The following is a 12490-nucleotide window of genomic DNA, read 5'->3' as shown; positions in this document are numbered from 1 at the left end:
GATGGTTCCGTACCTGGTTCTGTGCCGGTGGCCAAGGAACTCTCCTAGGGGGCGTGCCTGCCGCGGACGCCCAGACCCTCGTCGTCCGAGTCCGTCCACAGGCTGGCGTCGTACGGCGCCTCGGTGATCGTGATGACGCCGTCGACGGGATCGGTGCCGGCGGCGGGTCCGGGTGGCTGCGGGCCGGTGTCGGCCGCGCGCAGCTGCGCAAGGCTCCGCTCCAGCCGTCCGACGGTGCGGACCAGGTCGTCGAGGCAGTGCTGAACAGCAGTCAACTCGTCCTTCAGTGACATGACTTGCTCTCACCTCCGCGGTCGCGGGTGGCAATGCTCATGCGCATGCGAGTGTCGCGCGTCACATCCCCTTTGGGAAGGGAGCGGGCCGCCCCGTCTTTGCCCGGTGCTCCGCCGCCCGGGTGAGGTTCGCGGGCTGTGCGTCGTGTCTGCCCCGTCTCGCGCGCGTGGGCGCCTTCATTGGATGAGCGGAACTAGTGTGATCAACAGCCAATGCCACCAAACACGCATAATCTGGTCCATTCGAGTACGGGTGGGCCGGGCCGGCCCCGGAGGTATCAGCCATGTCCCACGTCGGCGTCCCGCGCGGGACAGTCCGAAAGCGCCGCCCGCTCGCGCTCCTTGTCGCGGGTGTGCTCGCGATCCCCGCGCTCGCCGGGTGCGGCAGTTCGGACGAGGACGCCACCGCCGCCATCGCCGTTCCGCAGGACGTGGCACCCGCGGGCCGGGGCCAGGTCGCCGAGGGTGGCACGGTCAACTGGGCGATCGACGCGATGCCCGCGACCTTCAACGCCTTCCAGGCGGACGCCGACGCCACCACCACACGCATCACCGGGGCGCTGCTGCCGACGCTGTTCCCGCTCGACGCCAAGGGCACCCCGCGGATGAACACGGACTACCTGAAATCCGCAAAGGTCGTCGAGCGCGAGCCCAAGCAGGTCGTGCTCTACCGGCTCAACCAGCAGGCGGTCTGGAGCGACGGCCGGGATATCGAACCCTCCGACTTCGTCGCCCAGTGGCGGGCGCTCAGCGGCAAGGACTCGGCGTTCTGGACCGCCCGCAACGCCGGCTACGAGCGGATCGAACGGATCGAGCGCGGCGCCAACGACCTGGAGGTCCGGGTCACCTTCGCCAAGCCGTACGGGGACTGGCGCTCCCTGTTCTCCCCGCTGTACCCCAAGGAGGTGACCAGCTCCCCGGATGCCTTCAACGACGGAGCGCGGACCACGCTCAAGGCCACCGCGGGTCCCTTTCAGCTGCGCAGCGTGGACCAGGGGAAGGGCACCATCACCCTGGTTCGCAACCCGCGCTGGTGGGGTGGCCAGGCGAAACTCGACTCGATCGTCTTCCGTGCGGTCAAGCCGAAGGACCGCACCGCGGCGCTGGTCGAGGGCAAGGTCGATGTCGCCGATGTCGACGCGGCGGCGGCGCACCGGATCGTGGCGGCGGGACGGGACAAGGGAGGAAACGGGCAGCCGCTCACCCACGGCCCCGGCTGGGAGGCCGGCCCGGCTGCCGCGATGCGCTCCTGGGCCGTGGCGCACGGCTCGGACGAGAACGCGGCGGCGGTCGCCCGGGCGGCCAGGGAGAAGACCAGGGCAGCCGCCGAGGTGTACGCCTCCGAGCAGGACGGGCTGCGCGCCTATGTTCTCCGCAAGTCGCTGGAGCCCGCCTACACCCAGCTCGCGCTGAACGGCGAGTCCGGGCCACTGGCCGACAACCGGGTGCGCCGCGCGGTCGCCCGGGCCCTGAACCGCCAGGAGATCGCCGACGCCGTACTGAGTCCGCTCGGCCTGCCCGCCGCCCCGCTCGGCAGTCACCTGGCAGTGGCCGGACAGCGCGGCTACCACGACAGCAGTGGCGCGCTCGGCGACCAGGACACGAAGGCGGTGCAGGCGCTGCTGGCGGACGCCGGCTGGACCCGGGACGGCGCGGCGAAGAAGCCCGACGGTTCCAAGGCGGGCAGTGAGGGCGAGAAGACGAAGGGCAAGACAGCTGAGGAGAAGGCGGACAAGGCCGCGAAGGACGAGAAGGCGGCGAAGGACGAGAAGACCGCGAAGACCGGCAGTGACAACAAGCCGGGTGACGACGAAGGATTCGGACGCGTCCTCGCCCCCGCTCCGGCCGCCGCCGTCCAGAGCGCCGCGCTGCTGCGCCAGGCCGGAACCTTCTCGGACGCGTACGCCGACGCCCGCGCCGTCGCCGACACCGGTACCAGCCCTGCCGAGGGCACCCGGGAGAAGGTCACCGCCGAGGAACGCGGGCCGGGCGGCGTCGCAGGCGCCTACGCCCCCGCCGGGACTGCGGCTCCGGCGGCCCCGGCCAAGGCCGCCGACCCCGTCCGTGGCCCCCTCGGCAAGGACGGCAAGTCGCTGACCTTGCGTTTCGTCCTGCCGTCCGGATCCGGCTCGGAGTCGCTGCGGACCGTGGGGGACAAGATTTCGGCCATGCTCGACGCGGTCGGCATCCGCACCGAGATCATCAAGGTCTCGGACGCCAGTTACTTCAAGGACCATGTCGCCTCCGGCGACTACGACCTGGCGCTGTACTCCTGGCCCGCCACCGCCTACCCGGCCACCGACGACCGGCCGATCTTCGCCAAGCCGGTCCCCGCCACCGACGGTTCGCTGCTCGTCGAGCAGAACTACACCCGCGTCGGTACGGACCACATCGACCAGCTCTTCGACCAGGCGGTCTCCGAACTCGACGAGGGGGTTGCCCAGGACCTGATGAAGCAGGCGGACGCCCGGATCTGGGCGGCTGCAGGATCGATTCCGCTGTATCAGCGTCCACAGCTCGTGGCCACCGACAAGAAGCTCGCGAACGTCGGCGCCTTCGGCCTCGGAGTCCCGCACTACCAGGACATCGGTTTCAAGAAGCCGCAAGCGGCAGGACCCCCCGCGAATCGTAAGAAATAGCAGGTCAGGGCCGCAGCGGAAGCTCAGAACCGGCTCAATTCCCTTGCCCGCCGAGGCACTCGGCGGGCAAGGTCGTGCCTACCTGTTGACCCGGGCAATCAATGCGCGGACACCCCCCACCACTGCGCATCCCCTCCCCCTCCGAAGTCGCTCAACCGCCGCGGCGAGCGGCCCCCGGCCGGGAGCGTGTCCGTAACCGCCGGTGAAATTCACCGGAAGACACGACCACGGGGGCAGAAACATGGAGCGCGAGGGCGGTGGGCTGCCGCCGCATCGACGTGCGGGGCGACGGCTCCGGCCCGGAAGGCGGCGGACAGGGGCCGCGGCCGCGCGGCCGGACGGCCGGTATGTGGCGTACAGCACCCTCCGGCTGGTCGAGGCCGATTTCCGCTTCTCCGCGGCGGGGGAGCGGAGGGCGAGCAGACCGTCGGACATGTGGCGAACTGAAGCGTTTCGGGTACCGGAGTGGTCGGCTGTGACGAGGCGTTCGGCGCGAACGGCCCGGCCGCGGCCCGAGCAGTCGGCGGCGTCGGTCGCCGTCCGTGAGCGGCCGGTAACCCTTGCCCGGCAAGCCGCTACGGCGCCAGCCCCGTACCATGGGGGGTAGCCGTGGCGTGTCCGCCCGGCGGGCGTACGAGGACTTGAGACCGACTGAGACGCCTGATCCCACGATCCGAGAGAAGCGCAAGCCACCCAATGCCCACGCGCCACGACATCCGTAACGTAGCCATCGTCGCCCACGTCGACCACGGCAAGACCACGCTGGTCGACGCCATGCTGAGGCAGGCCGGCGCCTTCGCCGCGCACGCCGCCGAGAACCTCGACGAACGCATGATGGACTCGAACGACCTGGAGCGTGAGAAGGGCATCACGATCCTCGCCAAGAACACGGCGGTGAAGTATCACCCCAAGGACGGCGGGGACCCGATCACGATCAACATCATCGACACCCCCGGCCACGCCGACTTCGGCGGCGAGGTCGAGCGCGGTCTGTCGATGGTGGACGCGGTCGTGCTGCTCGTCGATGCTTCCGAGGGCCCGCTCCCGCAGACCCGCTTCGTGCTGCGCAAGGCGCTCGCCGCGAAGATGCCGGTCATCCTCTGCATCAACAAGACGGACCGTCCGGACTCGCGGATCGCCGAGGTCGTCGACGAGACGTACGACCTGTTCCTGGACCTGGACGCGGACGAGGAGCAGATCGAGTTCCCGATCGTCTACGCCTGCGCCCGTGACGGCGTCGCCTCGCTGACCAAGCCGGAGGACGGCACCGTCCCGGCCGACAGCGAGAACCTGGAGCCGTTCTTCAACACGATCCTGGCGCACGTCCCGGCTCCGGAGTACGACGACGAGGCGCCGCTGCAGGCCCACGTCACCAACCTGGACGCCGACAACTTCCTCGGTCGTATCGCGCTCTGCCGCGTCGAGCAGGGTGAGCTGCGCAAGGGCCAGACCGTCACCTGGATCAAGCGTGACGGCACGATGTCCAGCGTCCGCATCACCGAGCTGCTGATGACCGAGGCGCTCACCCGCAAGCCGGCCGAGAAGGCGGGCCCGGGCGACATCTGCGCCATCGCCGGTATCCCGGACATCATGATCGGCGAGACGCTGGCCGACCCCGAGAACCCGATCGCGCTGCCGCTGATCACGGTCGACGAGCCGGCCATCTCCATGACCATCGGTACGAACACCTCGCCGCTCGTCGGCAAGGGCGGCAAGGGCCACAAGGTCACCGCCCGCCAGGTGAAGGACCGCCTCGACCGCGAGCTGATCGGTAACGTCTCGCTCCGCGTCCTGGACACCGAGCGCCCCGACGCCTGGGAGGTCCAGGGCCGCGGCGAGCTCGCGCTGGCCATCCTCGTCGAGCAGATGCGCCGTGAGGGCTTCGAGCTCACGGTCGGCAAGCCGGAGGTCGTCACCAAGCAGGTCGACGGCAAGACGCACGAGCCGATCGAGCGCATGACGATCGACTCCCCCGAGGAGCACCTCGGCGCCATCACGCAGCTGATGGCGACCCGCAAGGGCCGCATGGAGACGATGACGAACCACGGTTCGGGCTGGGTCCGCATGGAGTGGATCGTCCCGTCCCGCGGCCTCATCGGCTTCCGTACGGAGTTCCTGACGCAGACCCGCGGTACGGGCATCGCGCACTCCATCTTCGAGGGCCACGAGCCGTGGTTCGGCGAGCTGCGCACCCGCCACAACGGCTCCCTCGTCGCGGACCGCGCGGGCTCGGTGACCCCGTTCGCCATGGTCAATCTGCAGGAGCGCGGTGTCATCTTCACCGAGGCCGGCACCGAGGTCTACGAGGGCATGATCGTCGGCGAGAACTCCCGCGCCGACGACATGGACGTGAACATCACCAAGGAGAAGAAGCTCACCAACATGCGTGCCGCCTCCGCGGACACCACGGAGAACGTGGTGCCGGCCCGGAAGCTGTCGCTGGAGCAGTCCCTGGAGTTCTGCCGCGAGGACGAGTGCATCGAGGTGACCCCGGAGACCGTGCGTATCCGCAAGGTCGTCCTTGACCAGAAGGAGCGCGGCCGCGCCGCGTCGCGCGCCAAGCGCTGACCTCGTACGACCCATTGACACCGGGCCCGGGCCCCCACAGACACTGTGGGGGCCCGGGCTTTTCGTCAACTCGATTTCCTGCCCGGGGTGTCCGGATATCGGGCGTCGCTCTCCGGAACATGTGTTAACGGTCCGTTTCGCGGGTGTCTGTCTGGGATCGCTTTGTCCGGATTTCGGTCAACCCGGCCTAGTCGATGTTGTCAAACCGAGACCCTTTAAGTGTGGTTTACAGCCCGGGCGTACTTAATAGTTGGCTCCATTGAGCTCGGGTCAATGGGTCACGCACTGTGGGGAGTGCCGACTCACGAGCACACTCGAGGCACTGAAACGATCACCGTCAGGGGTGTCGGTGTATCACGCCAGTGCCTTTCTTGCAGTCAAAAGTGGACTCATGAGGAGGAAACCCATGCGTGGTGCCAAGAGCGCCAAGTGGGTCGCGGGAGCGGCCATCATCGCCCTGGCTGCGACCGCCTGTGGTGGCGGCGGCGACAGCGGTAAGGGCAAGGGGGGTGACAGCGGCAAGGGTGCTGTCAATGCCAACGGCATCTTCTCCGTCGAGACCGGTGAGCCGCAGAACCCGCTGCAGCCGGCGAACACGATGGAGTCGAACGGCAGCATCGTCACCGACGCGATCTTCTCGCAGCTGGTCGACTACGACCCGTCCGGCAAGCTCGTGATGGTCAACGCGGAGTCTGTCGACACCAAGGACAGCAAGCTCTGGACGGTCAAGCTCAAGAAGGGCTGGAAGTTCCACGACGGAACGCCGGTCACCGCCGAGTCCTACGTCAAGGCGTGGAACTGGGCCGCGAACATCAAGAACGCCCAGACCAACGCGTCCTGGTTCGGAGACATCAAGGGCTTCGCCGACGTCCACCCCGACGACGAGAAGGCCAAGCCCAAGGCCGACGCCATGTCGGGTCTGAAGGTCGTCGACGACAGCACCTTCACCATCGAGCTCAACAGCCCGCTGCCGTACTTCTCGTACAAGCTCGGCTACACGGTCTTTTCGCCGCTGCCCGAGTCCTTCTACGCGGACCCGAAGGCCGCCGGTGAGAAGCCGGTCGGCAACGGCGCGTACAAGTTCGTCAGCTGGGACCACAAGAAGCAGATCAAGGTCGTCCGCTACGACGACTACCAGGGCCCCGACAAGGCGAAGAACGGTGGTGTGATCTTCAAGAACTACACCACCCTCGAGACCGCCTACGAGGACCTGAAGTCCGGCAACGTCGACGTGCTGCGCCAGCTCGCGCCGAAGGACCTCCCGGTCTACCGGGCCGACCTCGGTGACCGCGCGGTGGACAAGGCGTACTCCGCCATCCAGACGCTCGGTGTCGCCATGTACACCAAGCAGTGGAAGAACACCGACCCGAAGGTCCTCCAGGGCCTGTCGATGGCGATCGACCGCGCCACCATCACCAAGACGGTGCTCCAGGGCACCCGCGAGCCGGCCACGGGCTGGGTCGCCAAGGGCGTTCTCGGCTACCAGCCGAACGCCGCGGGTGACGTCACCACGTACAACCCGACGAAGGCCAAGGCTCTCATCAAGGAGGGCGGCGGTGTTCCCGGTAACAAGATCTACATCCAGTTCAACTCCGACGGCGGCCACAAGGAATGGGTCGAGGCTGTCTGCAACAGCATCACCCAGGCGACCGGCGTCGCGTGCGCCGGCGACGCGAAGGCCGACTTCCAGGCCGACCTGAACGCCCGCGACGCCAAGCAGGTCAAGTCGTTCTACCGCAGTGGCTGGGTGCTCGACTACCCGGTGAACGCGAACTTCATCAGCGACCTGTTCCGTACGGGTGCGGCCGGCAACAACGGCCGTTTCTCGAACAAGGACATCGACGCCAAGATCAAGGCCGCGGACTCCGCCGCCACGCTCGATGAGTCGGTCAAGGGTTACCAGGAGATCGAGAAGCAACTGGTCAACTACATGCCGACCATCCCGCTCTGGTACTACAAGGTCAACGCCGGCTACTCGGAGAAGGTCCAGAACGTTCAGTACGCCCAGGACGGCGACCCGATCCTGACTGAAGTTCAGGTCAAGAAGTAACCGACGACGTAGTCCGCGGGCCGGTGCGGGACCGACACTGACATCGGTCCCACACCATCCTGCACGCCGTGGCCGGGGGGCCCTCCCACGACATCGATGACCCTACGGGGGATCGATGACGAGGGAGGGCCCGTCGGCTGCCGCTTGCCTATTTACATGGAGGCACGATGGGGCGCTATGTCGCACGACGACTGCTCCAGATGATCCCGGTGTTCATCGGGACAACTCTGCTGATCTTCCTGATGGTCTACACCCTGCCCGGCGACCCCGTGCGGGGACTCTTCGGGGACAAGGGTGCAGACCCCGCCACCCTGGCCGCCATGCGGCACCAACTGGGGCTGGACCAACCGATCCTGCAGCAGTACTGGAATTACATGTCGGGCATTGTCCTGCATGGCGATTTCGGCACTCAGATAGCCAGCGGTCGCCCGGTCACGGACGTACTCGGTGACGCGTTCCCCGTCACCCTGCGACTGGCCGCCATGGCGTTCCTCATCGAGATCGTGCTCGGCATCGGCCTCGGCATGGTCGCCGGGCTGCGCGCCGGCCGCCTCGCGGACAACGTGGTCCTGGTCTTCACCCTGTTGATCATCTCGATCCCGGTCTTCGTTCTCGGCTTCATCATCAAGTCGGTGTTCGCGTTCCAGCTCAACTGGATCGCGCCGAACGTCTCGAACGAGGCGACGTGGAGCGAACTGATGGCACCGGCCATCGTGCTCGGGTCGCTCTCCCTCGCCTACGTGGCGCGACTGACGCGTACGACGATGGCCGAGAACCTGCGCTCGGACTACATGCGCACCGCCGTGGCCAAGGGACTTCCCAAGCGCCGCATCATCGGTGTGCACCTGATGCGCAACTCGCTGATCCCCGTCATCACCTTCCTCGGCACCGACCTGGGTGCCCTGATGGGCGGCGCGGTCGTGACCGAGGGTCTGTTCAACGTGAAGGGCATCGGCGGCACCATCATGGAGTCGATCGTCCGACGCGAGGGCACCACCATGGTCGGTCTGGTCACCATCCTGGTGCTCGTCTACCTCTTCATGAGCCTCATCGTCGACCTGCTGTACGCGGTCCTGGACCCGAGGATCCGTTATGCCTGACGCGATCAAGACCGCACCCGCGACCGAAGACCCGAAGACCGCAGCCGCGGAGCCGGTGGCCGTGAAGGCCGAGAAGGCCCGCAGCCTCTGGGGCGACGCATGGATCGATCTGCGCTCCAACTGGTACTTCATCATCTCGTCCGTCCTCATCGTGATCCTGCTCGTGATGACGGCGTTCCCGGGCCTGTTCACCGGTGCCTCGCCGACCAAGGGCGACCTGGTGCACCACTTCCTGAGCAAGCCCGAGCTCAGCAAGGTCGGTTCGCCCGAGTGGCTGGGTTACGACCTTCAGGGCCGCAGTGTCTACGCGCGTACCATCTACGGCACCCGGGCCTCGGTGATCGTCGGTATCTCCGTCACCACGCTGGTGACCGTGTTCGGCGGCCTGATCGGCATGCTGGGCGGATACTTCGGCGGCAAGGTCGACGCGCTTCTGTCCGGGTTCACCAACATCTTCCTCGGACTGCCCTTCCTGCTCGGCTCCATGGTGGTCCTGCAGGCGTTCGCCGACCGCACCGTCTGGGTCGTCATCCTTGCCCTCGCGTTCCTCGGCTGGACCCAGATCGCGCGTGTCATGCGCGGTGCCGTGATCACCATCAAGCAGGCGGACTACGTCCAGGCGGCCAGGGCTCTGGGAGCGGGCACGTCCCGGATCCTGTTCAGGCACATCCTGCCGAACGCCATGGCCCCGGTGATCGTCGTCGCGACCATCTCGCTGGGTGTCTACATCTCGGCCGAGGCGACCCTGTCCTACCTGGGTCTCGGGCTCGCCGACCCGACGATCTCGTGGGGCATCGACATCTCCGGTGGCCTCAGCCAGATCCGCGTCGCGCAGCACGTGCTGCTGTACCCGTCGATCATGCTCAGCATCACCGTTCTGGCGTTCATCATGCTCGGCGAAGCCGTCCGCAACGCCCTCGATCCGAAGTCGCGATAAGGAGGGCGAACGTGACCACCATCGACAAGACCGCCGAAGTCCCGTCCGCACGCTCGGGTGACGACCACGTCGGCCCGCTGCTCGAAGTCCGCGACCTGCACGTGGAGTTCCACACCCGCGACGGTGTGGCCAAGGCCGTCAACGGCGTCAACTACAGCGTGAACGCCGGAGAGACCCTCGCCGTGCTCGGCGAGTCCGGCTCCGGCAAGTCCGTGACGGCGCAGGCCATCATGGGCATCCTCGACATGCCGCCGGGCAAGATCCCGCAGGGCGAGATCTTCTTCCGCGGCCAGGACATGCTGAAGATGTCCTACGAGGAGCGCCGCCAGATCCGTGGCCAGAAGATCGCGATGATCTTCCAGGACGCGCTCTCCTCGCTGAACCCGGTGCTCACCGTCGGCTACCAGCTCGGCGAGATGTTCCGGGTCCACCAGGGCCTGTCCAAGAAGGACGCGAAGGCCAAGGCCATCGACCTGATGGACCAGGTCAAGATCCCGGCCGCCGCGGCCCGGGTCTCGGACTACCCGCACCAGTTCTCCGGCGGTATGCGCCAGCGCATCATGATCGCTATGGCGCTGGCCCTGGAGCCGGACCTGATCATCGCGGACGAGCCGACCACCGCGCTCGACGTGACCGTCCAGGCCCAGGTGATGGACCTCCTCGCGGAGCTTCAGCGCGAGTACAACATGGGTCTGATCCTGATCACGCACGACCTCGGTGTCGTCGCGGACGTCGCGGACAAGATCGCCGTGATGTACGCGGGCCGGATCGTCGAGACCGCCCCGGTCCACGAGATCTACAAGCGCCCGGCGCACCCCTACACCAAGGGTCTGCTGGAGTCGATCCCGCGCCTGGACCAGAAGGGCCAGGAGCTCTTCGCGATCAAGGGTCTGCCGCCCAACCTGCTCCGCGTGCCCACGGGTTGTGCCTTCAACCCGCGCTGCACGATGGCGCAGGACATCTGCCGTACGGACATCCCGGCCCTGAGCCCGGTGACCGAGCAGGACGGCACCGAGCTGGTCGGCCGCGGCAGCGCCTGCCACTTCTGGAAGGAGACGATCCATGGCTGACATCGACAAGGAGCCCGTGGACGCCACCCCGAACGTCACCGAAGTGGAGACGGTCGACGCCGCCACCGAGGCGGAGGCGGTCGCCGCCATCGAGGCGCCGGTGGCGCAGGGCGAACCGATCCTCCAGGTCCGCAACCTGGTCAAGCACTTTCCGCTGACCCAGGGCATCCTGTTCAAGAAGCAGGTCGGTGCGGTCAAGGCCGTGGACGGCATCTCGTTCGACCTGTACCAGGGCGAGACGCTCGGCATCGTGGGCGAGTCCGGCTGTGGTAAGTCCACCGTCGCCAAGCTCCTGATGACGCTGGAGCGGGCCACCGCGGGCGAGGTCTTCTACAAGGGCCAGGACATCACCAAGCTGTCCGGCCGTGCGCTGAAGGCCGTGCGCCGCAACATCCAGATGGTGTTCCAGGACCCGTACACCTCGCTGAACCCCCGCATGACGGTCGGCGACATCATCGGGGAGACCTTCGAGATCCACCCCGAGGTGGCTCCGAAGGGGGACCGGCGCCGGAAGGTCCAGGACCTGCTGGACGTCGTGGGTCTCAACCCGGAGTACATCAACCGGTACCCGCACCAGTTCTCCGGCGGCCAGCGCCAGCGCATCGGCATCGCCCGCGGCCTCGCGCTCAACCCGGAGATCATCATCTGCGACGAGCCGGTCTCCGCGCTCGACGTGTCGGTGCAGGCGCAGGTCATCAACCTGATGGAGAAGCTCCAGGACGAGTTCAACCTCTCCTACATCTTCATCGCGCACGACCTGTCGATCGTCCGGCACATCTCCGACCGGGTCGGCGTCATGTACCTCGGCAAGATGGCCGAGATCGGTACGGACACGCAGATCTACGACCACCCGACGCACCCCTACACCCAGGCGCTGCTGTCGGCGGTCCCGGTTCCGGACCCGGATGCCCGCGAGCGCCGCGAGCGGATCATCCTCAGCGGTGACGTCCCGTCGCCGGCGAACCCGCCGTCGGGCTGCCGCTTCCGCACCCGCTGCTGGAAGGCCGAGGACAAGTGCGCGACGGAGATGCCGCTGCTGGCGATCCCCGAGCGCTTCAAGTCCTCGGACACCCCGGCCGCGCATGAGTCGGCCTGCCACTTCGCCGAGGAGAAGGACGTCGTCGGCGCGGCGTGATCCTGCCTCGACAGGCATACATCGACAGGGCGCCCGGAACACGGTTCCGGGCGCCCTGTCGTGTGCCCGCGCAGTCACTCCGGGCGGTCCCGGCAGGCGTATGTCCAGGTGCCGGACGCCGACCGAGTGGTTGCTTCCTCCGGACGGTCGGACTGCCGCCCGTTTCGGACGAAGGTCCGTACCCGGGTTGATGCGAGGGCGCGGGCCTTCGCCGACCCGGGAACCCCCTGGGGGCTCAGGGAGCCTTGTCGATCCTGGGGCCGCCGGAGGCGGTACGCGCCTGCGGGACGTCCGGGGCGGTACCGGAGACCTCCGGACAGTGGCAGGCCGTCAGATGGCTGTCACGGCCGCCCGTCACCTGTACCGGGGGCGGTGCCTCGCTCACGTACCTGTCCGTGGCCTTCCAGCAGCGGGCACGGCGGACAGGACCGCCCTCGTGTACAGGTGGCGTGGTTTGCCGTACAGGTCCTCGCGGTCCGCGATCTCCACGATCCGGCCGAGGTGCATCACCGCGGCGCGCTGCGAGGGGTGGCGCACGATGGCCAGGTCCGGTCGGCTTCGGCTCCGGGGCAGGCGCGCGGGCCACCCCGATGCGCCGGCGCTGACCGCCGGAGAACTCGTGAGGGAAGCGGTTGTCATGTTCCGGATCGAGCCCCACGATCTCCAGGAGTCGGGTGGACCCGATCAAACACATGCGC

At 67.6% G+C, this 12490-nt stretch carries 8 protein-coding genes and 1 pseudogene; 7 read left to right on the top strand and 2 right to left on the bottom strand.

Annotation, left to right across the window (positions count from 1 at the left end):
- Positions 1–44: 44 nt before the first annotated feature.
- Positions 45–293, bottom strand: coding sequence for a hypothetical protein (locus OG972_RS15255; protein ID WP_266981903.1), 249 nt, complete (start codon positions 291–293; stop codon positions 45–47).
- Between the two features lie 284 nt (positions 294–577).
- Here OG972_RS15255 and OG972_RS15250 point away from each other — a divergent pair, with 284 nt between their 5' ends.
- From OG972_RS15250 to OG972_RS15220, 7 genes are all read left to right on the top strand, one after another.
- Complete coding sequence (locus tag OG972_RS15250; protein ID WP_266981901.1) at positions 578–2932, top strand: ABC transporter family substrate-binding protein; 2355 nt, start codon at positions 578–580, stop codon at positions 2930–2932.
- A gap of 696 nt (positions 2933–3628) precedes the next feature.
- Positions 3629–5500, top strand: coding sequence for a translational GTPase TypA (gene typA, locus OG972_RS15245; RefSeq protein WP_266981899.1), 1872 nt, complete (start codon positions 3629–3631; stop codon positions 5498–5500).
- Between the two features lie 406 nt (positions 5501–5906).
- On the top strand, positions 5907–7550 hold the full coding sequence (locus OG972_RS15240; protein ID WP_266981897.1) for an ABC transporter substrate-binding protein: 1644 nt from the start codon (positions 5907–5909) through the stop codon (positions 7548–7550).
- Positions 7551–7717: 167 nt separating this feature from the next.
- Positions 7718–8650 carry an ABC transporter permease gene (locus OG972_RS15235; protein ID WP_266981895.1) on the top strand — a complete coding sequence of 311 codons (933 nt, stop codon included), beginning with the start codon at positions 7718–7720 and terminating at the stop codon, positions 8648–8650.
- Positions 8643–9587 (top strand): ABC transporter permease, encoded by a 945-nt coding sequence (locus OG972_RS15230; protein WP_266981893.1) that lies wholly within the window; start codon positions 8643–8645, stop codon positions 9585–9587. Before OG972_RS15235 ends, OG972_RS15230 begins: the two co-directional genes overlap by 8 nt.
- Before the next feature lie 11 nt (positions 9588–9598).
- Positions 9599–10657: an ABC transporter ATP-binding protein gene (locus tag OG972_RS15225; protein ID WP_266981891.1), complete on the top strand. Its 1059-nt coding sequence runs from the start codon at positions 9599–9601 to the stop codon at positions 10655–10657.
- Complete coding sequence (locus OG972_RS15220; protein ID WP_266981889.1) at positions 10650–11792, top strand: ABC transporter ATP-binding protein; 1143 nt, start codon at positions 10650–10652, stop codon at positions 11790–11792. The genes OG972_RS15225 and OG972_RS15220 overlap by 8 nt, the downstream gene beginning before the upstream one ends.
- A gap of 235 nt (positions 11793–12027) precedes the next feature.
- On the opposite strand, the pseudogene OG972_RS15215 reads toward OG972_RS15220, so the two are convergent.
- Positions 12028–12462: pseudogene (locus OG972_RS15215) on the bottom strand (dipeptide/oligopeptide/nickel ABC transporter ATP-binding protein); the annotation flags it as partial.
- Between the last annotated feature and the right edge of the window lie 28 nt (positions 12463–12490).

The sequence above is a fragment of the Streptomyces sp. NBC_01669 genome (genome assembly GCF_026339735.1).
In the GTDB taxonomy this organism is placed as follows: domain Bacteria; phylum Actinomycetota; class Actinomycetes; order Streptomycetales; family Streptomycetaceae; genus Streptomyces; species Streptomyces yanii.
This window is presented reverse-complemented; position numbering and strand designations above follow the sequence as displayed.

Coding starts and splice junctions, on each gene's coding strand:
- OG972_RS15230 (WP_266981893.1), top strand. CDS start 8,643: ATGCCTGACGCGATCAAGACCGCACCCGCGACCGAAGACCCGAAGACC.
- OG972_RS15240 (WP_266981897.1), top strand. CDS start 5,907: ATGCGTGGTGCCAAGAGCGCCAAGTGGGTCGCGGGAGCGGCCATCATC.
- OG972_RS15250 (WP_266981901.1), top strand. CDS start 578: ATGTCCCACGTCGGCGTCCCGCGCGGGACAGTCCGAAAGCGCCGCCCG.
- OG972_RS15235 (WP_266981895.1), top strand. CDS start 7,718: ATGGGGCGCTATGTCGCACGACGACTGCTCCAGATGATCCCGGTGTTC.
- OG972_RS15220 (WP_266981889.1), top strand. CDS start 10,650: ATGGCTGACATCGACAAGGAGCCCGTGGACGCCACCCCGAACGTCACC.
- OG972_RS15255 (WP_266981903.1), bottom strand. CDS start 293: ATGTCACTGAAGGACGAGTTGACTGCTGTTCAGCACTGCCTCGACGAC.
- typA (WP_266981899.1), top strand. CDS start 3,629: ATGCCCACGCGCCACGACATCCGTAACGTAGCCATCGTCGCCCACGTC.